This window comes from Stakelama portus (assembly GCF_003171655.1).
Lineage (GTDB): Bacteria > Pseudomonadota > Alphaproteobacteria > Sphingomonadales > Sphingomonadaceae > Sphingomonas > Sphingomonas portus.
Genome location: NZ_QFZL01000001.1, coordinates 17332 through 42119, shown reverse-complemented (window position 1 = coordinate 42119; position 24788 = coordinate 17332). Strand labels below are relative to the sequence as shown.

Here is a 24788-nt window from a genome sequence, read left to right as displayed (position 1 = left end):
CGCTCAGTCGAGCAGCGACGCGGCGAATGCCTTCACCTTCGCTCCGATATCGTCACGCGCGAACGCCATCGCGATATTCGCTTCGATAAAGCCCGCCTTGTCGCCGCAATCATGGCGCACGCCGTCAAAAGTGACGCCGTGGAACGGCTGGTTTCCGACCATCTTCGCCATTGCGTCGGTCAGCTGAATCTCGCCACCCGCGCCCGTTTCCTGCGTCTCCAGCACGCGCATCACTTCGGGCTGCAGCACATAGCGGCCGATCACCGCGAGATTCGAAGGCGCGGTGCCTGCCTTGGGCTTTTCGACCAGCCCCCGTACTTCGGTGAGCGCGCCATCCTGTCCGCCGGGCGTGATGATGCCGTATTTCTCGGTCGCCTCTGGCGTCACTTCCATCGCACAGATCAGATTGCCGCCGACCTTGTTATAGGCATCGACCATCTGTTTCAGGCATCCGGGCTTTCCCACCATGAAATCGTCGGGCAGCAGCACCGCGAACGGTTCGTCGCCGACGATATCGCGCGCGCACCATACCGCATGGCCCAGCCCCATCGGCTCCTGCTGACGGACATAGACCGGCGAACCCGGCTTCAGCCGCGTATTGCGGAGCGCATCGAGCGACTTGCCGCGATCGGCCATCGTTGCCTCAAGCTCATAGGCGATGTCGAAATGGTCCTCGAGCGCACCCTTGCCGCGCGCCGTGACGAAAATCATCTGCTCGATGCCGGCCTCAAGCGCCTCGTCCACTGCGTATTGGATCAGAGGCCGGTCTACGACGGGCAACATTTCCTTGGGCATCGCCTTGGTCGCGGGCAGGAATCGGGTTCCCATGCCTCCAACAGGAAAAACGGCTTTGCGAAGTGGCTTGAATGTCATGAATTTGTCTCCCCCCATCGGGGATAGCCCGAACTTTGCGTCGCAGCAACGACAGGCATGTTTCCAGCGGCATGGCGTTTCGCAGCCGCGACGGGATGCAAGTGCCGCCTTTTCGATGTACTCCGTCCTGCAACGGACAATTAGCCGGGTTTTAATGCTGCGCCATTAGGGCATGCGAACATGACGACACCCACTGTCCTGCTGATTTTCGGAACGCGCCCCGAAGCGATCAAGCTGTTTCCGGTCGCAAACGCGCTGATGCGGCATCGCGGACTGCGCGTCCGCACCTGCGTCACTGCCCAGCATCGCGGGCTGCTCGATCAGGTGCTCGACATCGCGGGACTGCGCCCGGACATCGATCTGAACGTGATGCAGCCGGGGCAGAATCTCGACCAGCTGACCGCACGGCTTCTGACCGGTCTTGGCGACGTGCTCGACGCCGAAAGGCCCGACCGGGTGATCGTCCAGGGCGATACCGCGACCGCGATGGTCGGGGCGCTCACTGCCTATTACCGCAAGATCCCGGTCAGCCATGTCGAAGCTGGGCTGCGTTCGGGCGACATCTATCACCCCTGGCCCGAGGAAGTGAATCGGCGGATGATCGCGCCGATCGCCGATCAGCATTTCGCGCCGACACAGACCGCCGCCGATGCGCTGCGGCGCGAGAATATCGATCCCGCCACCATCCATGTCACCGGCAATACCGTGATCGACGCGCTGCACGCCACGCGCGATCGCATCGCCGCCGATCCTTCGCTCGCCGCCGGTCTCGATCCGCTCGCAGCCCGGTTCGCGGGCAAACGGATCATCCTGGTCACGACGCACCGGCGCGAAAATTTCGGCGGCGGGATGGAGGCTATCGCGCATGCGATCGCCTCGATCGCCGATCGTGAGGATGTCGCGCTGATCTTTCCGGTCCACCCCAACCCCAATGTCGTGTCGGTAATGGACGCAGTGCTCGGCGACCGGCCCAATATCGCGCGGATCGACCCGCTCGATTACCCGCACTTCATCCGCGCGCTCGACATGGCGCATATCGTGCTAACCGATTCTGGCGGCGTTCAGGAAGAGGCCCCGGCGCTGGGCAAGCCGGTGCTGGTGATGCGCGAAACCACCGAACGCCCCGAAGGCGTCGAAGCGGGCACGGCGCGACTGGTCGGCACCGACAAGGACCGGATCATTTCCGAAAGCTCGACATTGCTCGACGACGAAACCGCCTATTCCGCCATGGCCCGCGCCCATAACCCGTTTGGCGACGGCCAGGCTTCGGAACGGATCACCAGACTGGTTGTCGGCTCCTTTTCGTAACAGGAACTTGAGGGAGCGATCCGCTTTGCGCTAGAGGCGTATCGACGCCTGTTGCTTGCCGACGTCCGGCAAGGCGGCTGACCTCAGCGAATCGGGGGATGAATGGCAACGAGTTCCACGGGTTCACACGGCCACGGCCCTTCGCGCTCCCAGACCAGAATGTCCCATGCGATCGGCACCATCCCCGCTGTCGCGCTGGCGATCGCGGTCATCAGCTGGGCGTTGCTGGGCGGGTCGGCCCGGCCCGACGTACCCTATCTGATTTTCCTGAGGCCGATCACGGTCCTGTGTTTGATGGCGATACTGCTCAGCCGGTCCGACATCGAATGGGGTCGGGTGAAGACCCCGTTGATCCTGCTGGGCCTGTTCGCGCTGGTCATGGTCCTGCAGCTGATCCCGCTGCCGCCTGCCCTCTGGCAGAGCTTCGGCGGCCCGCCGCGTTTTTCGCCGGTTCTGGTCGAGCCGGGACAGAAGCTGCCATGGCGACCGCTCAGCGTGACCCCGGACGGCACCTGGAACAGCCTGGTCGCGCTGCTGGTGCCGGCGACGATGCTGGCGGGATATGCCGCGCTTTCCGAACGCCAACGCAGATTTCTGCTTCCCGCCCTGCTGCTCCTGGTCATCGCCAGCGCAGTGTTCGGCGTCGCGCAGGCCGCGAGCGGAAAATATTCTCCGCTATACTATTACCGATTCATGCATTTGGGTCTGCCGGACGGTTTTTTTGCCAACCGCAATCACCATGCCGCGCTTCTGGCAACAAGCTTGCCGATGCTGCGGGTGTGGACGCTGCTGCCGACCCGCAATCAAGGAGCGGCGCGTTCGCGCAACGCGCTTGCGCTATGCGTGGGAGCGCTGATCCTCCTGGTAGGATTGGTCACCGGTTCGCGTTCGGGCCTGGCTATGATGCTGGTCGGCCTTCTGGGAGCCTTCTTCGTCAGGCCGCAACTTCCGGGCGCACGACTTCCGGCGAAATATCGCGTCGCGATCGTTGCGGCGATCATTCTCTGCATCGTCGCCGTAGTCGCGGTGGCGCTGCTCAACGAGCGCGCGATAGCGATCGATCGCTTGATGGGTATCAACATTGAAGAAAAGGAAGCCCGGATCCGGACTCTTCCGGTGCTTATCGAAGTGATCAAGCAGACCTTTCCGTTCGGTACCGGCTTTGGTTCCTTCGTACCGGTGTACCAGATATATGAACCGGACAGCCTTCTCGATTTCAGCTATCTGAACAATGCGCATAACGACCTGATCGAACTGACGATCACAGGCGGGATTCTCGCGCTGCTGGTGTTGCTGTCCTTTGTGATCTGGTGGGGCCGTGCGAGCTTTCTCGCATTCTTCAGGGCATCCGGATTTTCTGCCGATACCGCGCTTCGGCGCGCAGCGGTGTTCGGGGTTGCGATCCTGTTTCTGGCGAGCATGACCGACTACCCGCTGCGCACGCCTCTGATGAGCGGTGTATTCGCGCTCTTCTGTGCCTGGCTGGCCGATCGCAGTGGATCATTCCACCACAGACATGGGCATTCCGCCTGACGCGAAGCCCGCGACATAGAAGCTCCAGACACTGCGTCATGACATTCCATACGGCGCGGGCGGACACGTCCATCAGGATCCGAGCGAGCGGTTGGCAAGGAAAACACCGCAAAAACCTGCATGATGCATGTGTTCGCAAGTGCGGAATTCCGTCGCCAAGTTATCGAACAAAGCCATTCGGCTACGCGTCCCAACAACTCGGCAATCTTCAGTTGCACCTGCGAAAGCGACTCTCTAACAACCTTGATGTAGGACTTCAGTGAGGTGGGACGATATGCGGAGAAGTGCCTTCGCTCTGACGGGCGGCGCTTGCATGCTGCTGAGCGCATGCGGAAGCGGTCCTGAATTTGTCGGGCGCCCGGGCCTGGAATTCGTCGGCGAGCAGACCATGCCTGCTCCGACTCGAGAGGATCTGCTGATCCCCGATCGCCCCTATGTGATCGGACCTTCCGACAAATTGTCGATCAGCGTGTTCGGGATCCCGGAACTGAGCCAGTCGGTTCAGGTCGACACAACCGGTACGATCGCATTGCCGATCGCCGGATCTATCCACGCGTCGGGAATGAGCGTCGAAGAACTGACTGGCGAAATCACTACGCGTCTGGCCAGCTATGTGCGCGACCCTCGCGTGACGATCAATCTCCTCGACGCCGCCAGCCAGACCTTCTCGGTCGATGGCCAGGTCGCCGCTCCGGGAGTATATCCGATCGTCGGACGGATGTCCCTGATGCGTGCCATCGCGCGCGCAGCGAGCACGACCGAATTCGCGAAAGAGGATTTCGTTATCGTATATCGCACGTCGGGCGGACAACAATATGCCGCTCTTTACGACCTGCGGGCGATCCGTGCCGGGATGTATGAGGATCCCGAAATCTACTCGAACGATGTCATTTACGTCGGGGAATCGCGGGCTCGCCGAGTATTCAAAGATGTCCTGTCTGCATCCGGCTTGATCACGGCGCCTATTATCGCCGTGCTGCGAAGGTAGACTTGGCTATTTCAGTTGGTGGGAATTCAGATGCTCGATGAGCGTACCGGTTCGCGTGTCGTATACGTGAAGGATCAGGCCGATTTCGGTGCCGATCGATCCGAAATCGATTTCCAATCTCTTTTTATAGGGATCTACGACGTAGCTTTTCGCCGTAGATGGCTCATCGTTTCCTGCGTTCTGGGGTGCGTGCTGCTGGGTGTTGTTGTCACCTTGCTGTCGACGCCGATGTACACCGCATCGTCCTCAATCGAGATCCGCCGCGAAGGAGAGAATTTCACCAGCGTCCAGGGTGCAGAAGGGCAGGATACGCCGACGCTCGATCCGGAATTCTATGAAACGCAATACGGCCTATTACAGGCACGTTCGCTTGCGGATCGCGTTGTCGCCGATTTGAACCTGCAGGGCAACAAGAGCTTCTACGAACTTTTCGGAAGCCCCTATGCGGATGAGTGGTTCGACGGAGACACGCTGGTGGCCAGCGCTCCAGATGCTGACACGCGCATTCGGGCCGCCGGTGACATTCTGCTCGACAATCTAAAAATTGACCCAGACAAGATGTCTCGGCTAGTCAAGATCAAGTTTACTAGTCCGAGTCCTGAATTTTCTAAGCGGGTTGTCGATAGCTGGAGCAAGAACTTCGTCCAGCAGGCTCTTGAACGGCGTTACGAAACTACTTCCTACGCCCGACAATTCCTCGAACAACGTCTTACTCAATTGCGATCACGCATCAACGAGGCCGAGCGCCAGGTCGTCGATTATGCCGTGAAAGAAGGCATCGTTACCGTGCCGGTCGGCAATTCGGGCGATGCTCAGGGCAGCGCAGGCGAACGTTCGCTGGTTTCGGACAATCTGGCGGTATTTTCGCGCGAACTTGCCGCTGCACGCGCCGCGCGTATCGAAGCACAGAGCCGCCTGCGGTCTTCCGGCGACGCCGTCCCGGAGGCGCTCAGCAACCTCGGCATCCAGAACATGCGATCGCGCCGCGCTGACCTCGCGGCGCAATACGCCCAGATGATGCAGAATTTTCAGCCGGATTACCCGCCGGCGGTAGCGCTCAAGTCGCAGATCAACGCGATCGACGCAGCGATCTCGACCGAAACCCGTCGTGTCCAACAGACGCTGCAGCAGAGCTATACCGCCAGTGTCGAGCGTGAACAGGAGCTGCAGCAACAGGTCGACGACCTCAAGACGCAGTTGTTCGATCTTCGGCGGCGCAGCACGCAATATGCGATTTATCAGCGCGAAGCGGATACCAGCCGGCAGCTTTATGACGCGCTGCTCCAGCGCTACAAGGAAATCGGGATCGCTGGCGGTGTCGGCGTAAACAACATCTCCGTCGTGGACCCGGCAGAACTGCCCGACGAGCCTTCGAGCCCCAACCTGCCTCTCAATATCGCGATTTCACTGCTGTTGGGTCTTGCGCTAGGCGCAGGTTCGGCGTTCGCGCTCGAACAATTCGATGACGGCGTACGCGATCCGGCGCAGTTGCAGGCGCAACTCGGTTATCCGCTGCTGGGCGTAATTCCGTTGATTCGCGGCGAAGAAGTACCGATCGACACGTTGAACGATCCCAAGAGCGCGTTCAGCGAAGGCTATTTCTCGCTGCGAACGACATTGTCCTTCGCCACCGATTCCGGCTTCCCTTCCGTGCTCACGGTCACGAGTTCGCGACCCGCCGAAGGCAAATCGGTCTCCGCCTATGCGCTTGCCGTGGCGCTGACACGATCGGAACGTCGCGTGCTGTTGATCGATGGCGACATGCGTTCGCCCAGCATCGAGTTTCTCCTCAAGATCGATGGAAGTGTCGGCCTCAGCAATGCGCTTGCCGGGGCGGAGGATCTTCAGGCGCTGATCAGCCCGACTCATTGGAGCAACCTGTCGGTCATGCCGGCGGGGCCCAAGCCGCCCAGCCCTGCCGAACTGCTCGCCAGCGAACGATTTCCGCAGGTTCTTGAACAGCTCAAGCGGCATTTCGACCACATCATCATCGATGCCCCACCCGTCATGGGCCTTGCCGACGCGCCGCTTATCGGCAGCCGCGTGGATGGCGTCATGTTCGTGCTTGAAGCGAACAAGACCGGGCTTCGCATGGCGCGGACATCGCTTACGCGACTGCAGGAGGCCGGAGCGGCGGTTCTGGGCGTTGCCGTGACCAAGTTCAACGTGCGCCGGTCGCAATATGGCTATGGGTATGGCTATGGGTATGGCTATGGCGATGACGAAGAAACGGCGAGGGCATAGGAACCCCGGACATTTTCGCCGTATAGGGGGATGAGGTATTTCAATGACACGCCTGTCGGGACCCATTCGCACGGTTGCCATAGTGGCGGCAGCTGTGCCGCTGCTCTGGATTTCGATAGGAGTGAGCGGAACCCTTTCCCGTTCTCCGGACCAAAACCGGATAGCGTCGTCGCTCTGGCCATGGGGCGCAAAGCCTCAGATCACCAATGCCAGCATCATTGTCGCTGCCAATCCGAATGACATTCCCGCCATACAAATCCGCGAGAATGCCACGATCGCTTTGATGCGCGAGCCCGTGAATGCCTCGGCTGCAAAACTTCTGGGCCTTTCCTACTCGCTGGAAGACAAGACGGCGCTGGCCCGCAAGTATTTCCAGCAGTCGGAGGCTTTGTCCCGTCGCGATCTGACCGCCCAGCTATGGCTGTTGGAAGATGCGGTGTCGCGAGACGACGCGGAAACCGCGCTGCGTCATTATGACAAGGCATTGCGGACTTCGAAGCCGATTGCCTCGACTCTGTTTCCGGTCCTCGCCTCTGCGCTGGATGACGAGAATGTCTCTGACCAGGTCATTGCCCTGCTCCAGGCCAAACCGCTCTGGAGCGACCGCTTCCTCAGCTTCGCCATTCCCAAGGTGGAAAAAGCGTCGGTCCTGATGGAAATGGTGCGCAAGCTGGACTTCGATACCAGCGAAAATCCGATTCTTGCGAAGAAAATAATCGCCCGCCTGGACGAGATTGCAGGGTCGGGCGCAGCCTATGCTGCCTATCAACAACTGTTTCTTCGCGATCGCAATGCTTCCGGCAATCTGCTGATAAATGGCGATTTTTCGAGGATTCCCGACGGATCGATCTTCGACTGGCGATTGCGGAACGGGGCCTCCGCGTTTGCACGGCGTGAATCGGCCGGCGGCGGGACCTATCGCCTCCATATGGTCGAACGCGGAGAACGTGGCGGGACATTGGCAAGTCAGAACATCGTGCTTGCTCCCGGCAGATATGTGGTGAAGGCGACGGCAGGCGGGCTGCGGGATGGGGCGCAAATCCTGCGGATTCTGTTGAGCTGCACCGATCCGACAGGTTCGTGGCGCCAGCTGATCGATATTTCCGTCGATTCCAAACCGGCCTCCTTCACACGGGAGATTTCCGTGCCGGCCGGCTGCGCGGCTCAGCAATTCGCTCTCGGAACGCCACCGGCGCGCAATGCCGATCTTTGGATCAGTGACCTGACGGTCGTGCAGAAGGAGCCAGACTGAGGGGGGCCCTGTTTTCTGGACAGGTTGCTAAGCTAGGCTCCGTACTCAATCAGCTTGCGGGTGGAGGAGAGTGCTGATTCAAGGCGTCTGCTTGGAGCGGAGGTGTTGGATGGCGCGGCAGTTGAAGTGGTTGAGTGATGCGGAGTGGGCAAAGATCGAGCCGCTTCTTCCGCAGGGACGCAGCGGAGCACTCCGGGTCGACGACCGTCGGGTGATTTCGGGGATCGTGCATATGCTCAAGAGCGGCGCGCGCTGGCGCGACTGCCCGCCGGAATATAGGCCGTACACGACGATCTACAACCGCTTCCATCGCTGGAGCCGACAGGGGGTGTGGTTCGCGGTCTTCGAGGCGCTGACCGGGCACAGCGGCGCATGGGGATCGGTCGCAATCGACTCGACCAGCATCAAGGTCCACCGTTCGGCGGCGGGCGCAAAAGGGGGGCCTTTGTCCAAGGCATCGGCACATCCCGCGGCGGACGCACCAGCAAGATCCACGGGCTGACCGACACCGCCGGGCGACCGCGCATCCCGTTGATCTCACCAGGAAATACGTCCGACATGACGATGGCACCGGCGCTGATCGAAGCAGCGCGCGGTCGCTTCGACGCGCTGATCGCCAACCGTGGCTACGACAGCAACGCCATTCGCGCTGCCGTCCAGGCTCAGAACGCTGAGGTCGTAATCCCTTCAACCCGCAGCCGCAAAACGGCGATCCCCTACGACCGCTATGTCTACCGCTCGCGTAACCTTGTCGAGCGCCTCTGGTGCCGCCTCAAGGACTGGAGACGCATCGCTACCCGCTACGACAAGCTCGCCGCCAACTACATGGCCCGCGTCTTCCTCGCCGCCGCCATCATCTTCTGGTGCTGATTGAGTCTAGAGCAATTTCACATTGACCGTTGATATCCAGCGGCCTGGAAGAAGTTGGCACATTAGCAGGGCGGGAAGCGATCAAGCAGTTCGCCGATGCGCTCGACAAGAACATCGGCGGTTCGGGCTGGCTGCTGGCGCAGGGGCGCCTTGAGTTTGGCGAAAGCCATCTCGATCGGGTTCATGTTGGGGCTGTAGGGAGGCAGGTAGAAGAGCTGGGCGCGCCGAGCGGTGATCGCCTCGCGGATGCCGGCCACCTTGTGGGCGGGCAGATTGTCGAGCACCACGACATCGCCGCGCCGGAGCGTGGGTGCCAGGACGTCGCGGACATAGACTCGGAAGGCATCGCCATCCATCGGCCCGTCGAGCACCTAGGGCGCGGTCATGCCGGTCAGGCGCAGGCCGGCGATGAACGGCTGGGCTGCCCGCCACAGCGTGCGCCGCTACGTCCGGCCGCTCCTGCTCGGCTGCGTGCAGGGCTTTTTTTAAACGACAGGCCAAGCCGTCGCACCGCATGCCACATCGCGTCGGTGCTGAGCCCGATTCCGTGTTCGGCAAGCAGCCACGCTTGCGCCTGCGCCAACGTGATCCCTGGTTGCCAGCGGATGTGCGCCGCCAGCGCCAGTTCCTGCACTGGCGAGAGCTTGCGCGGCGGGCGGCCGCGGTTCGGGTTGATCCTGGCATCACCGGTCAGCCGCCGCCGGATCCGCGCCTTGTGGATATAGGCCACGCTGACCTTGAAGAGTACTGCTGCCTCGCGAACCGGCATCCCGCCGTCCACCGCCGCCAGCACCCGGTCGCGCCAATCCTGCGAGTAACTCTGCCCAGATCGCCAACCCATTGCCGCCTCCGTCATGACGGCAACCTATGAGTCACACGATCGGCAAAAAGGGAATCCCTCGCGATTCTGCCCATCGTGAACCCGCTCTAGCTCGTCGCGATCATGGACTGGGCGACTAGGAAGGTGTTGGCATGGCGGTTGTCGAACACCATGGATGCGGGCTTTTGCGTGGCGGCGCTGGAGGACGCGCTGGTGCGCTTCGGAAGGCCCGAGATGTTACGACCTTCGATCGTTGCCCTTCGGATCAACACCGATCAGGGCAGCCAGTTTACCAGCTTCGCCTTCACCAGCTTGCTGCGCGACGCCGATGTGCGGATCAGCATGGACGGCCGGGGGGCGGTGGATAGACAATTTCTTCGTCGAGGCCTCTGGCAATCTGAGTAGCCCCTAGTTTTCTAGACGCCTTGTGCTTTCAAAATCTGCTGCCGTTCGAACTCGACGGGTGACAGCATCCCGTTCCTGACCTGCTTACGCACTGGGTTATAGAACATTTCTATGTAATGAACATGTCCTGTCGGGTTTCCTCGCGTGTCTCGTATGTGCGGCGCCGGATGCGTTCGCGTTTGAGCGACGAGAAGAAGCTCTCCGCGACGGCATTGTCGTGGCAGTTGCCGCGTCGGCTCATCGAAGGCTCAAGATTGTGTGCTCGGATGAACGCAGCCCAGTCCATGCTGGTGAACTGCGAGCCCTGGTCCGAGTGGATCAGCACCCGCGTTGCTCCGGTTTATGGCGCCATACCGCCATATGCAAAGTCTTGCAGCACGATAGGATCATAGGATGGTCAGCCAGCTCGCGGACGGAGCGAACAAATGTCTATAGGCAAGGCTCTTGAAAGCGCGAATATAAGTGATAACTGCCACACAGCCCCGGTCTTCAGCAACAACACGCTGGCGGTCCAGCCGGATCGCCGTCCTTGAGGTTTCCGACCTCCAGAACGCGCCTGGCATTCCCGACGTTCTGGATGCGCTTCAACATTAGGAGAAGCCGACACCCGGCGACGCACCGGTCCAGACTTCGCAGATCTCCCGACCGCGAGAACACTCGCTAGCTATCAGCGCTCATCTTCGGGGGGAGCAGATTGTTGAGGCCCTTCGCCACCGGGAGCCCCACCGCCCGGCGGCATGCCGCCCTGCTGCATCATCTGCTGCATCTGGATCTCGCGCAGCTCGGCCTCGGAGATGAAGTTCAGCATCTCGACGTCGAAAACCAGCACCGAATCCTTGGTGATGCCGGTCATCGGCGGAGGATTGTTGCCATATCCCTGTGCCGGCGGAATCCAGAAGCGATAGCGGCTGCCCTTGGGCATCAGCTTCAGCACGTCGTTGAAGCCGGGAATCGCGTCGCCGATCCGCATCGGGGAAGATGCCTCGCGCGGCTGGAACACCTGGCCGTTGCGCAGCCGCCCTTCCATCGACACCAGCGTATAATCGCCATCGCTGGGCGTCGGGCCGGTGCCGTCGCGCAGCACTTCATACTGCACGCCGGACGGCAGCGTGCGGATGCCCGGCAGCGCGCCGTGCACGGCAAGGAAGCGATCGGTCTGCGCGTCGGACAGATTGGCGGCCACCGCAGCGCGCGTGCCCTGCCACGCCAGAAGCACTGCGACCAGCGCCGCGGCGATCAGCCCCAGCCAGAGCCACAGGAGATAGCCTTTTTTGACAGGCTGCAGCGGCACGGCCGTGACGGACGACATGATCGAGTTCCCCTCGCGCGGGCGCGCGGCCCGTTTAGCTTCGCTTGAATATGCGCATTCTTCCTATGCGGAAGGTGCGCGGTCGCGCAATGGCTTAACGCGCACCGTCGCGTTCGGCCCGCTTGCGCTCGAGCTTGCGCGCACGGCGGACGGCGGCGGCACGTTCACGCGCGCGCTTTTCGCTGGGCTTTTCGTAGTGACGGCGGAGCTTCATCTCGCGATAGACGCCCTCACGCTGCAGCTTCTTCTTGAGCGCGCGCAGCGCCTGGTCGACATTATTGTCGCGAACGATGATTTGCATAAGGCCGTCTGACTCCGATCTTCAAATAATAGAATAGGGTTCGCGGGAACGCATGCTCCCGGCGTTGGCGGCGCCCCTAACAGGCGAAAGCCGCCTTTTCAAGCGCAATCGCCCGCAAAATCGGGCTTTCCGCGCAATCCATATAGGCATTGCGGGGTAGGATTTCCAGTTATGCGGCCCTTTGCCGACGGCGTCAGAGGATGATGTCGCCGCCGCGAGTCGCCAGCACGCGACCGATCGTGTCGAACAGCGAATCCATCGCCACCGGCTTGAACATCACTTCGTCCGCACCGGCTTCGAGACAACGTTGGCGTAGATCGACCGCCGTATCGGCAGTGACGACGATCAGAGGCAATTGCGCCTTGGCATCGTCGCGCGCGCGGATGCGTCGCAACGCTTCCATCCCGTCCATGCCCGGCATGCGCAGATCGACCAGCACGACATCGAAATCCTGCTGTTCGATCGCCGCCAGCCCCGCCGGGGCATCCGCTGCCTCGACCATCTCCGCGCCCGCCACGTCGAGCATGTCCTTGACGACCCGACGGTTCATCGGATCGTCCTCGATAAACAGAATTTTCATTCGCCATGGCCCGAACGGGCGGGGGCGACGGCTGCGACCTTTTTCATATCCCCTCCGCTATCGTCTCATGCGGCGTGCGACACAAGATCGCTATTACCGCTTTTGCCGGCAATTTGTTTCACATCCAGAACAAGTGATCCAATCAAAGTTTCGCCCCGCAATGGCTTTTGCACGACTTCGCGGGCGCCCGCGGCTTCCAGAGCGGCCCGCATATCCGCGTCGGGGGCTGCCCACAATATCGTCGTCGGCACGCCGGTTTCCGTCAGAGATTTCAGTGTTTCCATGGGGTTGTCGCCGCCAGCCTTCAGCGTGGCCTCGTCCACGAACAACTGGCCTACCCCGCCCTCGGCCAGCGCGGCGAGCGCTTCGTCGGGCGAAGCGGCAAAACCGATGCCCGATACAAAAGGTGCCAGCACGGTACGGATCGCGCTGCGTGCGATCGGGTTCCGATCGAGAACCAGCACGCTGTTTCCGGCCGATTGTTTCGACTCGCCGGCAGGCGCCTCGGCAAGGGTGAAGGGAAGATCGATCGAGAATGTCGACCCCTGCCCCTCGACGCTCGACACCGAAACTTCGCCGCCCAGCGCGCGGGCAAGATTGCGGCAGATCGACAGTCCGAGCCCCGTGCCGCCAAAGCGCCGCGTGGTGCCTGCATCAACCTGTTTGAACGATTCGAAGATTTCCTCGCACTTGTCCTGCGGAATGCCGATCCCGGTATCGCTGACGCTGATCCGCATCTGATGCGTCCCCGCGTCGCCGGGCTCTTCCGCAATCTGCCTGGCAGAGAGCGACACCTTGCCCTGCGAAGTAAATTTGAGAGCGTTGGAGAGCAGGTTGAAAACAATCTGCCGCAAACGCCCGGCGTCGCTGATGATCCATTCAGGCGCCTCGTCGACGTCGAGCTCGAACGCGACTCCCTTTGCGACTGCCTGTTCCTGCCACATGCGCGATACGTCGCGCAGCGTGGTCTTCAGGTTCATCGGCGCCGCTTCGACGGTCAGGTTACCCGTTTCCATCTTGGCCAGATCGAGGATATCGTCGACCAGCGCGCGCATCGTCATGCCCGCGCCATGGACCACGCCGATGCGATCGCGCATCGTTTCGTCGAGCTGCGAATCGGACAGCATCACCTGTGTCATGCCCAATATGCCGTTGAGCGGCGTACGGATCTCGTGGCTCGTCGTGGCCAGGAATTCGGTCTTGGCCGCCAACGCCTTTTCAAGCGCGACGTTGGTCGAGGCCAGATCGGCGTTGGCGGCGCGCACTTCGTTGCGGCTCCGCCGGATCGTGAACAGGCCGACGCTCAGCAACACGATCACGATCAGCGTAGCGCCGCCCAGGCCATAGAAGATGATGCGCTGCCAGCGCGCACGCGATTTTTCATACTCGACCGTGCGGCGCAGTTCGTCGGCCTTCAGATTGGCGATCCGAAGCTCCTGATTGGCATAGTCGAACCGCGCGGCCATCAGCGCGGCATTGGTGGTCGTGGCCACCTTGGCAGCTTCGGTTGTCAGCCGCTGCAGCGCCTCGAGATGCTCGAGCGCACGCGCCGGCTCGCCGGTCTTCGAATAGATCATATAGGCGTAGAGATGCGCTTCCCGGAACGCCAGCGAGGTGTCCGTCAGGTCGACGCCCGCAAATGCCTGCCGGATCAGTTCGCGCGCTCTGGGATAATTTTCGCGATAATATGCAACACGCGCCTGCGTCGCGAGCAGTTGCTGGCGAAAGCCGCCGGCGTCCGACCCGCGGATCAGCGCAAAGCCCTGCGCCAGCGTCTGGTCCGCTTCGTCCAGCTTGCGCCACTCCGCCTGGTTCCGCGCAAGATTGCCCAGGATCCGTGCTTCCAGCAGCGGCTCCTTCATCTCGCGAGCGGCATCGATCGCAAGGCGATACTCGCGCTCGGCTTCCGCATAACGCTCCAGCGCCAGCAGCACATTGCCCCGGCGATTATGCAGCGACAAGGACAGCGCGGGATCACCGTCATAGGTCTCCGACGCTTGCCGATAATAGCGTTCGGCACGGCTGCTGTCGTTCGCCGCCCAATAGAGCGTACCGATGCTCTGCAGCGCGATCGCCTGACTGCGCCGTTCGCCAAGTTGCTGATAGATGCGGTAGGCCTGCTGGAAATCGGACAGCGCCGCCGCCGCCTGGTCGTCGCGCTGACGCAAGGTGCCGCGGGTGATATACAGGTCGGCGCGGAGCTTCAGCGGCCCGGATATAGAAGCAATCAGACGCAGGCCGTCGGCGACCAGCGGATCGGCGCCGGCCGCATCGTTGGTGCGCCAATGGGCCTCGGCGTCGAGCCAGCGGACCTTCGCCAGCGCAACCGCGCGCAGCTGGGGATCGTCGATCCGCTGCGCGATATTTTCGGCTGTTTGCAAATCGCCGCGCGCCTGTGCCGGTGCTGCCATCATATTGGCGAGGACGCGCGCAAATGCCTCTTTCAGCGAAGCGGGAAACTGATCTTCCGGATTGGCCGCTGCCTGCTGCGGGCTGGTTTCCTGCCGCGCATCGGCGGCCTGCGCGGATACTGCCCCAGGCGCCCCTGTTGCCAGAACCGCCGGTATCGCCAGCATCGAAAGGAGACGGAAAATACGCATCACATCACGGCATTTCGCAAATCGGGCTTAATAGGGCCCTAAACCGGCCGTTCAGGCGCGTTTCCAGAAAAGCTCCGGGCGAAGGAAGCTCGACGATTCATTGGCGCCACCGCCGACATGGGAATCGTCGTCAAGAAAGCGATGAAATGCCTCAATGCCCAGCGGGCGGCTGATCAGATAGCCCTGCACCATGTCGCAGCCCATGACGCTGAGCAGTGCCAGCGCCGACGGGGTTTCGACGCCTTCCGCCGTCACTTCCATTTCCAGCGCATGCGCCAGATCGATCGTCGACCGCACGATCAGCGGGTCGCGGTTGCTGGACGCCAGATGGGTGACGAACATCTTGTCGATCTTGAGCTCGCTGGCCGGAAGCTGCTTGAGATAGGCAAGCGAGGATAGCCCGGCGCCATAATCGTCGATCGCCAGGGTAACGCCGATATCGGCAAAGGATTTGAGATTGTGGATGGCGGTTTCCGGATCGCGGATCACAGACGTTTCGGTGATTTCGAACCCGATCTTCGCGCCACTGCCGCGAATGATCTCGCTCGCTTCCTCCACGAAGTCGGCATCGCCGAGCAACAGGCCGGAAATATTGATGAAGATCGGAAAATCATGGCCGGCCTGGGCAAGCCGCCGCTGATCGGCGATCACGCGGTTGAGTGCCCAGATCGTCATCGTGCCGATCTCGCCCGCCTCTTCGGCGACCGAAATGAAGTCGCCGGGCAGAATAAGGCCGCGATCGGGATGCTGCCAGCGAATCAACGCCTCGGCGCTGGCGATCTCCTGCCGCCGCACATGGACCTTGGGCTGATATTGCAGGAACATCTCGTCCCGGGCGATCGCCCTTGGCAATTCGCGCATGAGCGTCATGCGGTCAAAGGCCAGATCGGCGTGCATCAGATCGCGAATCACGATCCGATTCTCTTCATGCGCTTCTTCCAGCGCCGATTCGGCCGCTTCGATCAGACGCACCGCATCATATTCGAACGCGGGCGCAGCCGCAGCGCCGAATGCGAGCTCGATTTCCAGATCCTCGCCATCGAGATCGACCGGCAGTTCGAACAGGCGGCGGATACCTTCGATCTCGACGGTCGCATTCTCGGCAGTGTCGCGCTCGAACGCGATTTCGATCAGCGACCGACCGACGACCGAGATACGCAAATCGGGATAGGACGCCCCCAATCGAGCCGCGATATCGCGCGCGAGCAGATCGGCACGCGGACGCCCGAGATGCCTGCGCAGCGCAGGAAAATTCATTATTTCACATAGGCATAACAGCGTCCAGCCGCGAGAAACCCGCGACCGGTATCGCGCGTTCGACGCCGGTTGCTGGCGCAGCCCGCCAAGCGCGAACCGTGCTTCCGCGCCCGCAGGCAGCCCCGCCGGCACTGCCGCGCCCGCCTGTGTTGTCGGCACCTGAGGCCGGTTTGTCTCGATCCCTGAAGACATAGGCTGCCGACATTGGGCGACACCGCTGAAGGAATGGTTAAGCGACCCGCCAATTTCGCCGGCCAAAGATATCCTTTTGCGTACAATTCCGAGTTGATTTTCAGTTAACAAGTCTTTAACCAGAACCCTGCGCGCAAAGCGCACACTGGGAGAATAAGAAATGTTCGCGTTCAATCTTCTTTTCCGCGACGGTGCCAGCGGCGACGACATTCAGCCGATCTAAATCCGTTTGCATGGGCCGGGCCGGCGTATCGCCGCGAGGCATGTCGCCGGCTCGGGCCATAATTTTCGAGACGTTCAAGTCTGCCATTTACCATTGATATGCGTCCCCAGGCTGATCGGGGCGCGCATCTCTGATCTGAGACGGCTCTGATCTGAGACGGCATCGGTTTCACCGGTGCTTTTTTTATGTCCGGGCGCCTTCGCCTCGCGACAAACCGCGCTCCGCGCAGAGCGCGACCTTGCCCGACCGGAAAAGCCCGTTTACTGCCCTGCAGCATAAACGGGAGACGCGTAGTGCGAATAGCGATGATCGGCACGGGATATGTTGGCCTGGTATCCGGTGCGTGTTTTTCTGATTTCGGTCACGAAGTGATCTGCGTCGACAAGGACGCACGAAAAATCGATCTGCTTGAGCAGAATATCATGCCGATCTACGAGCCCGGCCTGGCCGAGCTTGTGGCGAGCAATGTGAAGGCCGGGCGCCTGTCCTTCACCACCGACCTTGCCGTCGCAGTCAGGGACGCCGACGCGGTATTCATCGCCGTCGGCACGCCGTCCCGCCGCGGCGATGGCCATGCCGATCTTTCCTATGTCTTTGCTGCAGCCCGGGAAATCGCCGAGAATCTGAGCCGCGATTCGGTGATCGTCACCAAATCGACCGTGCCGGTCGGCACCGGCGATGAAGTCGAGCGGATCATCAACGAAGTCGCTCCCGAAAAGGGCGCGATGGTGGTTTCCAACCCCGAATTCCTGCGCGAAGGCGCCGCGATCGAGGATTTCAAGCGGCCCGACCGCGTCGTCATCGGATCGGAGAACGACAAAGCCAGCGAAGTGATGCGGCAAATCTATCGCCCGCTTTCGCTCAATCAGAGCGCGCCGCTGTTGTTCGTCGGTCGCCGCACATCGGAACTGATCAAATATGCGGCCAATGCCTTTCTGGCGGTCAAGATCACCTTCATCAACGAAATCGCAGATCTGTGCGAGCAGGTCGGCGCCGACGTCCAACAGGTCGCGCGCGGTATCGGCATGGACAACCGCATCGGTTCCAAATTCCTGCATGCCGGCCCCGGCTATGGCGGATCCTGCTTCCCCAAGGACACGCTGGCGCTGCTCAAGACCGCTGACGACAATGATACGCCGCTGCGCATCGTCGAAGCGACGGTCCAGGTGAACGACAGCCGCAAGCGCGCGATGGGGCGCAAGGTGATCAAGGCGATGGGCGGCGATGTGCGCGGCAAATCGGTCGCGATCCTTGGCCTGACCTTCAAGCCGAACACCGACGATATGCGCGACGCGCCGAGCATTTCGATCATCCAGGCGCTGCAGGATGCCGGTGCGACGATCCGCGCCTATGACCCCGAAGGCGTCGAGCAGGCCAAGCCGCTGCTCAAGGACGTGGTATTCAGCGACAGCCCCTATGCCGCCGCCGAAAACGCCGACGCGCTGGTGATCGTCACCGAATGGGACGAGTTCCGCGCGCTCGACCTCACGCGGATGCATTCGTTGCTCTCAACGCCGCTGCTCGTCGATCTGCGCAATATATACCCGCCCCAGGAAGCCGCCCGCGCGGGTCTTAACCTTGTCAGCGTAGGGAAACCGAACGGTTAACTTTATTACAAATGCGGATAACCCAAGTTAAACCGTCCCCATGCGATACGCGCGGAGTGCTGGATTCCTGCGATGAACGGGTGCAAACACTGGCTAAACGCCGTATTGTTATTGCGTAAGGTCTGGGCAGAGCCCCCGCAGTTTTGTAATGCTGCGGTGCGGGATTCGCAGGTGCCGACTTAAAGTCTTAGAGGGGCCAACGCATGGCAGGAAAACGGGGGACGGCGTGAACCTGGGCTATGGTAGCTTGAAAGCGGCTGCGCCGGCAAAGGTTCAAAACGCGCAGCGCCTCAATGGCAGCAGTTTGCGCATTCGCGTGTTCACATTGCTGGCGTTGCTCGATTCGCTGTGCATCGTCGCATCCTATTTCGCCGCCAGTCTGATCTACAAACCTGCAAGCTCGGGCAATCAATGGCTGGCGATCTCGCTCGCGATCCTGCCGGTATTTCTGGTCATCGCGATCAACTGCAAGGCTTATTCGGCCGAGGTGCTGCGCCGCCCCACAAAGGGGGCGTTGCGCGGATTGCAGGCGCTGACAGTGGCCGCAGGCGCCGTGATCATGGCCGCCTTCTTCCTCAAGAGCAGCGAGATGATCTCGCGGCTCACCTATTGCATCGGCTTCATGATTTCCTTCGCGGTCATGGCCCTGGTGCGCGATATTTTCCTGCGCAAGGCAGCGCGGCTTTTCGGCAATGACCCCTTTGCCGTGGCACTGATCTGCGACGGCGATCAGACGATCCCCCAGGATGGTTTTTCGCTTGTCCTCGCCGATCCCGACATCGATCCGGACAATCATTGCCCGATGATGTTCGACCGGCTGGCCCATGCCCTGAAGGGCGTGGATCGCGTGGTCGTCTCGTGCAAGCCCGAACGCAGGCTGAGCTGGGTTACGGCATTGAAAGGCGCCAATATCCACAGCGAAATCGTGATTCCCGAGCTTCAGCTGCTCGCGCCACTGAGCGTCGGGCACTGGAATGGGCGGACGACATTGGTGATCGCTCAGGGGCCGCTCAGCATGTTCGACCGGCTGCTCAAGCGCACTCTGGATCTTGCCGCGTCATCGATGGCGCTGGTGCTGATGGCGCCGTTTCTGCTGATCGTGGCAATTGCGATCAAGCTCGACAGTCCAGGCCCGGTATTTTTCGTGCAGACGCGCATCGGTCGCGGCAACCGCATGTTCCAGATGCTCAAATTCCGCAGCATGCGCGTGAACAAGACCGGACAGGACGGCACGACTTCGACTGCCCGGGACGATGACCGGATCACCCGCGTCGGCCGGATCATCCGCAGCACCAGCATCGACGAGCTGCCCCAGCTGATCAACGTGCTGATCGGGGACATGAGCATCGTCGGGCCACGCCCGCATGCGATCGGATCGCGCGCGCAAAACAAACTCTTCTGGGAAATCGACGAACGCTACTGGCATCGCCACGCCACAAAGCCCGGCCTTACCGGACTGGCGCAGGTGCGTGGATTTCGTGGTGCCACCGACCATGAGTCGGACCTGACCAACCGCCTGCAGGCGGATCTCGAATATCTCAATCACTGGTCGATCTGGAAGGATTTCCAGATCATCATCATGACGTTCAAGGTGCTGGTCCACAAAAACGCCTATTGAGGCAGCCGGCCTGGAGCTGGCCTGCCTCACCCGCCCCACCCCGCGTCACAGACCGCTATCCGGTCGGCGATTTCGGCAGCGCCAGCCCTGCAAGGCCATTGGCATAGATTCTGCGCACGAGATCCGCCTGGCCGCGCGTCCCGGTCTTGGCATAGATTTTCTTCGAATAATTGCGCGCCGTCTCTATGGTCAGGCCCAATGCTCCGGCCGCTTCGGACAGCGAACGCCCCGTTGCCAGTGCAACCGCAAGACGCGCCTCACTCGGCAAAAGGCCGAACATATCGACAAGGAGCTGGCCCTCACCCACGGTGATCGCCGCTTCGTCATGCAAGGTCGCCAGCGCCACCGCGTCGCTCGGCCAGATACCGGGCGGCTGCCGCACCGCTCGAACGCGGAGGTGCAACACCGGATCATGGCGCAACAGGATTGCCCGCGACGGTAGATCGGCCTGTGCCGCGCATGCGTGCAGCATCGCTCCCAGCGATCGCTCCGATACAATGTCGACGAGCGACAATCGCGTCGCCTGCGCGCTCTGCAGCAGCTGTATGCCGGGCGGCACATCGGCATCGCCAAATGATGTTGCCAATATGATTCCGGCGGCATCCAACAGAAACCAGCCGCTGGCGTTGCTCCCCGCGGATAGGGCAATCGCCGCCCGGGCCTCGTCCCGCTCCGCCAGCACGGCCGCTGCTCCGGCGGCCCTGACGAACGGATAGAGATGCCGAAGCACCGCACCGTCGGATGCGCGAAACACATGATCTGCGAAAAGCGCCAGATGCAGCGCCCCCGCTTTGCCCGGAAGCGGCACGTGCATGGCGAGCACCGAATCGGCATCGACCTGGCGCAAAATCGCCGAAACTTCGCCTTGGCCGAGCAGGTCCTGCAACTCTCCGGTCGAATAGATGCGCTCGGCGCGCATGCGGGGATCGAGTATCTGCGCAATCGGCCCCACAGGATCGCGCATATTCCCGGCCAATCCCGTCACTCTGCTTCCGGGCAGCACTGCCCCGCGCGAATCGCGCGCGAGCAATGCCGCGAACCGGGCTCCGGTGCGGGCGACAACAGCCGCCAGCAATCGTTCGCGACCGCCGGCGTCGAACCGGCTTTCGATCAGCGAAACGATCAGATTCTCTTCGATGCCGCTGCGCAAGCTCACCGGAAATCCGTACACCCTCCCAAATGGGAGGTCCAGTCGGTCGGTTTCGTCGCGAAATGGAGAAGAATGGAAGGATTATCGTGAACGCGCCGACTCTCACCCATCTGGCCCGCCTGGAGGCCGAGAGTATCCACATCATGCGCGAAGTGGTGTCGGAGGCCGAGCGTCCGGTGATGCTCTATTCGGTCGGCAAGGATTCGGCGGTGATGCTGCATCTGGCGAAAAAGGCCTTTTATCCCGCGCCCCCGCCCTTCCCGTTGATGCATGTCGATACGACGTGGAAATTCCGCGCGATGTACGAATTGCGCGATCGCGCTGCCGAACAGGCCGGAATGGAGCTGATCGTGCACCAGAATCCGGAGGCTGCGGCCAAGGGAATCAATCCGTTCGATCATGGCGCGCTGCATACCGATATGTGGAAGACCGAGGGCCTGAAACAGGCGCTCGACAAATTCGGTTTCGACGCAGCGTTCGGTGGCGCGCGGCGCGACGAGGAAAAGAGCCGCGCCAAGGAGCGTATCTTCTCCTTCCGTTCGGCAAGCCACCGCTGGGATCCGAAGAACCAGCGCCCCGAATTGTGGAACCTCTACAACGCCCGCAAGCACAAGGGCGAGAGCGTCCGCGTCTTCCCGCTGTCGAACTGGACCGAGCTCGACATCTGGCAATATATCATGGCCGAGGGGATCGAGATCGTACCGCTCTATTTCGCCGCGCCGCGCCCGACGGTCGAGCGCGATGGCCTGTTGCTGATGGTCGATGACGACCGTTTCCCGCTCAAGCCGGGCGAAACCCCGGTCGAACGCTCGATCCGGTTCCGCACGCTCGGCTGCTATCCGCTGACCGGTGCGGTCGAAAGCACCGCATCGACGCTGGCCGAAGTCGTGCAGGAAATGCTGCTCACCACGACCAGCGAACGCCAGGGGCGCGCCATCGACAAGGATGAAGGCGGCGCCGGCATGGAAAAGAAGAAGCAGGAGGGCTATTTCTGATGGCCACTCAGGACAGCAGCTACAAGGTCGATGCGCTGATCGCGCAGGATATCGAGGCCTATCTCGACCAGCATCAGAATAAGAGCCTGCTGCGCTTCATCACCTGCGGGTCGGTGGACGACGGCAAATCGACGCTGATCGGGCGGTTGCTCTACGATTCGAAAATGATCTTCGAGGATCAGCTCGCCGCGCTCGAAGCCGACAGCAAGCGCGTCGGTACACAGGGGCAGGAAATCGATTTCGCCTTGCTGGTCGACGGGCTCGCCGCCGAACGCGAACAGGGCATCACGATCGATGTCGCCTATCGCTTCTTCGCGACCGAAAAGCGCAAGTTCATCGTCGCCGACACGCCCGGCCACGAACAATATACCCGCAACATGGTGACCGGCGCATCGACCGCCGACCTTGCCGTCATCCTGATCGACGCGCGCAAGGGCGTGCTGACACAAACGCGCCGCCACAGCTTCCTCGCGCATCTGATCGGCATCCGGCACATCGTGCTCGCCGTGAACAAGATGGACCTTGTCGGATACAGCCAGGACGTCTTCGATCGGATCGTCGCCGATTATGCCGAGTTCGCGAAGAGCATCGGGATCGAAAACTTCGTGCCGATGCCGATTTCCGGATTCAAGGGCGACAATATCACTGGCCCTTCCGCCAATACGCCCTGGTACACCGGCCCGTCGCTGATCGGGCATCTGGAAAGCGTCGATATCGATATCGACGCCGACCGGGCGAGGCCGTTCGCGATGGCGGTGCAGTGGGTCAATCGCCCCAATCTCGATTTCCGCGGTTTTTCTGGGCTGATCGCGTCGGGGACAGTCAAACCCGGCGATCCGATCCGCATCCTGCCATCGGGCCGCACCAGCACCATATCGCGCATCGTGACGATGGACGGAGATCTGGACGAAGCAGGCGCCGGCCAGTCGGTCACGCTGACGCTTGCCGATGAAGTCGATTGTTCGCGCGGCGACGTGATTGCCGCCGCCGATCATCCGCCGCAGGTCGCCGACCAGTTTCAGGCGACGATCGTCTGGATGGACGACGAAGCGATGCTGCCAGGCCGTGCCTATTGGATGAAGCTGGGCGCGCGCACCGTAAGCGCGACGGTGCAGCAGCCCAAATATGCCATCGACGTCAACACCATGGCGGAACTCAGCGTAAAGACGCTGGGCCTCAACGATATCGGCGTTGCCGAAGTCTATACCGATCGCGATATCGCGTTCGAACCCTATGCCGACAGCCACGCACTGGGCGGGTTCATCCTGATCGACAAAACGACCAATCACACGGTCGGCGCCGGGATGCTCGATTATGCGCTGCGTCGCAGCCAGAATGTCCATTGGCAGGCGATCGATATCACGCGGGAGGCGCATGCCGCGCAAAAGAACCAGCGTCCGCGCCTGCTATGGTTCACCGGCCTTTCCGGATCGGGCAAATCGACTATCGCCAATCTGGTCGAAAAAAAGCTCTACGCGATGGGCAAGCACAGCTTCCTGCTCGACGGCGACAATATCCGCCATGGCCTGAACAAGGATCTGGGTTTCACCGATGCCGACCGTATCGAGAATATCCGCCGCGTCGGCGAAGTCGCCAAGCTGATGACCGATGCCGGGCTGATCGTCCTGACCGCGTTCATCAGCCCCTTCCGCGCCGAACGCGACATCGTGCGCGCGATGATGCCCGAAGGCGAATTCTTCGAGATTTTCGTCGATACGCCGCTCGAAGTCGCCGAAGCGCGTGACGTAAAGGGCCTCTATAAAAAGGCACGGGCGGGCCAGATCGCCAACTTCACCGGCATCGACAGCCCCTATGAGCCGCCGGAAAACCCCAGCCTGCGGATCGATACGACAACGACCTCGCCCGAAGACGCCGCCGAAGCGATCGTCGAGGCGATCATGGGCGTGTGGAGCCCGACACTGTGACCGACGCCGAACTTGCCGCGGCGGTGGCCGAGGAAGCCGGGCGGCTGTTGCTTGCGATCCGCAACGAAGGTCTGCATGGCCGCGCGCTGGGCGATGCGGGGGATCGGCGCGCCAATATGCTGATCCTCGATCGGCTGCGCGCCGCGCGGCCCGACGATGCGATATTGTCCGAAGAATCGACCGACGATCGTTCGCGGCTGGAAACACGCCGCGTATGGATCGTCGATCCCGTCGACGGCACGCGCGAATATGGCGAATCACGCCCCGACTGGGCGGTGCATATCGGCCTTGCCATCGACGGCGTGGCGACGACCGGCGCCGTGGCACTGCCCGATCAGGGCCTTGTCTTGCGCACCGACCGGCCGGCCACTCCCCCGCCCGCCCCCGCAACGCTGCGGATGGTGGTCAGCCGCACCCGCCCCGCTCCCGAAGCAATCACCGTCGCCGAAGCGCTGAAGGCCGAACTGGTGCCGATGGGATCGGCAGGGGCCAAGGCAATGGCGATTGTCCGCGGAGAGGCCGATATTTACCTCCATTCGGGCGGACAATATGAATGGGATAGCGCGGCTCCCGTGGCGGTGGCCGGCGCGGCGGGCCTGCATTGTTCGCGGATCGACGGATCGCCGCTGATCTATAACCGGCCCGATGTCTACTTGCCCGACCTGCTGATTTGCAGGCATGAACATGTGGATCGTATCTTTGCGGCATTGGCTTCGGCCCGAACCACCAATTGATGAA

General features: G+C 61.6%; 20 protein-coding genes and 2 pseudogenes. 12 read left to right on the top strand and 10 right to left on the bottom strand.

All coding sequences use genetic code 11. From position 1 onward, the window contains the following. Window positions 1-3 precede the first annotated feature (3 nt). A complete protein-coding gene (galU, locus tag DKB74_RS00185) occupies window positions 4-873 on the bottom strand; it encodes a UTP--glucose-1-phosphate uridylyltransferase GalU (RefSeq protein WP_109807012.1) in 870 nt (289 codons plus the stop codon). Window positions 874-1053: 180 nt separating this feature from the next. On the opposite strand from galU, the gene wecB reads away from it, so the two are divergent. From wecB to DKB74_RS00155, 6 genes are all read left to right on the top strand, one after another. After that, the gene (wecB, locus tag DKB74_RS00180) at window positions 1054-2181 is read left to right on the top strand and encodes a non-hydrolyzing UDP-N-acetylglucosamine 2-epimerase (protein WP_109806121.1); all 1128 of its coding nucleotides are present in this window, start codon (window positions 1054-1056) and stop codon (window positions 2179-2181) included. A 495-nt stretch (window positions 2182-2676) separates the two neighbouring features. Continuing rightward, window positions 2677-3714, top strand: coding sequence for an O-antigen ligase family protein (locus DKB74_RS00175; protein ID WP_161956744.1), 1038 nt, complete (start codon window positions 2677-2679; stop codon window positions 3712-3714). A gap of 313 nt (window positions 3715-4027) precedes the next feature. Then, window positions 4028-4702, top strand: coding sequence for a polysaccharide biosynthesis/export family protein (locus DKB74_RS00170; protein WP_161956743.1), 675 nt, complete (start codon window positions 4028-4030; stop codon window positions 4700-4702). Between the two features lie 30 nt (window positions 4703-4732). Continuing rightward, complete coding sequence (locus DKB74_RS00165; RefSeq protein ID WP_109806118.1) at window positions 4733-6946, top strand: GumC family protein; 2214 nt, start codon at window positions 4733-4735, stop codon at window positions 6944-6946. A gap of 43 nt (window positions 6947-6989) precedes the next feature. After that, window positions 6990-8198 (top strand): carbohydrate binding domain-containing protein, encoded by a 1209-nt coding sequence (locus tag DKB74_RS00160; protein WP_145960862.1) that lies wholly within the window; start codon window positions 6990-6992, stop codon window positions 8196-8198. A gap of 109 nt (window positions 8199-8307) precedes the next feature. Then, window positions 8308-9068, top strand: a protein-coding gene (locus DKB74_RS00155) for an IS5 family transposase (protein WP_420822386.1) whose coding sequence is annotated in 2 segments (ribosomal slippage) — window positions 8308-8634 and window positions 8637-9068 — 759 coding nt in all. Because the reading frame shifts where the segments join, the coding sequence is not laid out codon by codon here. 62 nt (window positions 9069-9130) lie between these two features. Here the strand turns inward: DKB74_RS00155 and DKB74_RS19115 are convergent. Beyond that, window positions 9131-9439 (bottom strand): transposase, encoded by a 309-nt coding sequence (locus DKB74_RS19115; protein ID WP_420822385.1) that lies wholly within the window; start codon window positions 9437-9439, stop codon window positions 9131-9133. 20 nt (window positions 9440-9459) lie between these two features. After that, window positions 9460-9909: a helix-turn-helix domain-containing protein gene (locus tag DKB74_RS19110; protein ID WP_420822384.1), complete on the bottom strand. Its 450-nt coding sequence runs from the start codon at window positions 9907-9909 to the stop codon at window positions 9460-9462. Between the two features lie 90 nt (window positions 9910-9999). On the opposite strand from DKB74_RS19110, the pseudogene DKB74_RS00145 reads away from it, so the two are divergent. Beyond that, a pseudogene (locus tag DKB74_RS00145) lies at window positions 10000-10273 on the top strand (DDE-type integrase/transposase/recombinase); the annotation flags it as partial. Window positions 10274-10304: 31 nt separating this feature from the next. Here DKB74_RS00145 and DKB74_RS00140 read toward each other — a convergent pair. The 6 genes and pseudogenes from DKB74_RS00140 to DKB74_RS00115 form a co-directional block, all read right to left on the bottom strand. Next, a pseudogene (locus tag DKB74_RS00140) lies at window positions 10305-10659 on the bottom strand (IS3 family transposase); the annotation flags it as partial. Window positions 10660-10960: 301 nt separating this feature from the next. Next, entirely contained in the window at window positions 10961-11602 is a 642-nt protein-coding gene (locus tag DKB74_RS00135; protein ID WP_109806115.1) for an FKBP-type peptidyl-prolyl cis-trans isomerase, read from the bottom strand. Between the two features lie 94 nt (window positions 11603-11696). Continuing rightward, window positions 11697-11903 carry a 30S ribosomal protein S21 gene (rpsU, locus tag DKB74_RS00130; RefSeq protein WP_007404630.1) on the bottom strand — a complete coding sequence of 69 codons (207 nt, stop codon included), beginning with the start codon at window positions 11901-11903 and terminating at the stop codon, window positions 11697-11699. A gap of 193 nt (window positions 11904-12096) precedes the next feature. After that, entirely contained in the window at window positions 12097-12483 is a 387-nt protein-coding gene (locus DKB74_RS00125) for a response regulator (protein WP_109806114.1), read from the bottom strand. A gap of 65 nt (window positions 12484-12548) precedes the next feature. Further along, on the bottom strand, window positions 12549-15083 hold the full coding sequence (locus DKB74_RS00120; protein ID WP_109806113.1) for an ATP-binding protein: 2535 nt from the start codon (window positions 15081-15083) through the stop codon (window positions 12549-12551). Between the two features lie 51 nt (window positions 15084-15134). Further along, a complete protein-coding gene (locus DKB74_RS00115) occupies window positions 15135-16340 on the bottom strand; it encodes an EAL domain-containing protein (protein WP_239987311.1) in 1206 nt (401 codons plus the stop codon). 708 nt (window positions 16341-17048) lie between these two features. Between DKB74_RS00115 and DKB74_RS00105 the strand changes: the two genes are divergently transcribed. Continuing rightward, window positions 17049-18362, top strand: coding sequence for a UDP-glucose dehydrogenase family protein (locus tag DKB74_RS00105; RefSeq protein ID WP_109806110.1), 1314 nt, complete (start codon window positions 17049-17051; stop codon window positions 18360-18362). A 226-nt stretch (window positions 18363-18588) separates the two neighbouring features. Further along, window positions 18589-19980, top strand: a complete 1392-nt coding sequence (locus tag DKB74_RS00100) for an exopolysaccharide biosynthesis polyprenyl glycosylphosphotransferase (RefSeq protein WP_161956742.1) — start codon at window positions 18589-18591, stop codon at window positions 19978-19980. 55 nt (window positions 19981-20035) lie between these two features. Here DKB74_RS00100 and DKB74_RS00095 read toward each other — a convergent pair whose 3' ends face one another. Then, the gene (locus tag DKB74_RS00095) at window positions 20036-21136 is read right to left on the bottom strand and encodes a helix-turn-helix transcriptional regulator (protein WP_109806108.1); all 1101 of its coding nucleotides are present in this window, start codon (window positions 21134-21136) and stop codon (window positions 20036-20038) included. A gap of 56 nt (window positions 21137-21192) precedes the next feature. Here DKB74_RS00095 and cysD point away from each other — a divergent pair, with 56 nt between their 5' ends. Genes cysD through DKB74_RS00080 form a run of 3 tightly spaced genes read left to right on the top strand, consistent with a single transcriptional unit; the run spans window position 21193 to window position 24784 of the window. Further along, window positions 21193-22125 carry a sulfate adenylyltransferase subunit CysD gene (cysD, locus tag DKB74_RS00090; protein WP_109806107.1) on the top strand — a complete coding sequence of 311 codons (933 nt, stop codon included), beginning with the start codon at window positions 21193-21195 and terminating at the stop codon, window positions 22123-22125. Then, window positions 22125-24050 carry a sulfate adenylyltransferase subunit CysN gene (cysN, locus tag DKB74_RS00085; RefSeq protein WP_109806106.1) on the top strand — a complete coding sequence of 642 codons (1926 nt, stop codon included), beginning with the start codon at window positions 22125-22127 and terminating at the stop codon, window positions 24048-24050. The genes cysD and cysN overlap by 1 nt, the downstream gene beginning before the upstream one ends. Then, on the top strand, window positions 24047-24784 hold the full coding sequence (locus DKB74_RS00080) for a 3'(2'),5'-bisphosphate nucleotidase CysQ (protein ID WP_109807011.1): 738 nt from the start codon (window positions 24047-24049) through the stop codon (window positions 24782-24784). The genes cysN and DKB74_RS00080 overlap by 4 nt, the downstream gene beginning before the upstream one ends. The last annotated feature ends 4 nt before the right edge of the window (window positions 24785-24788 follow it).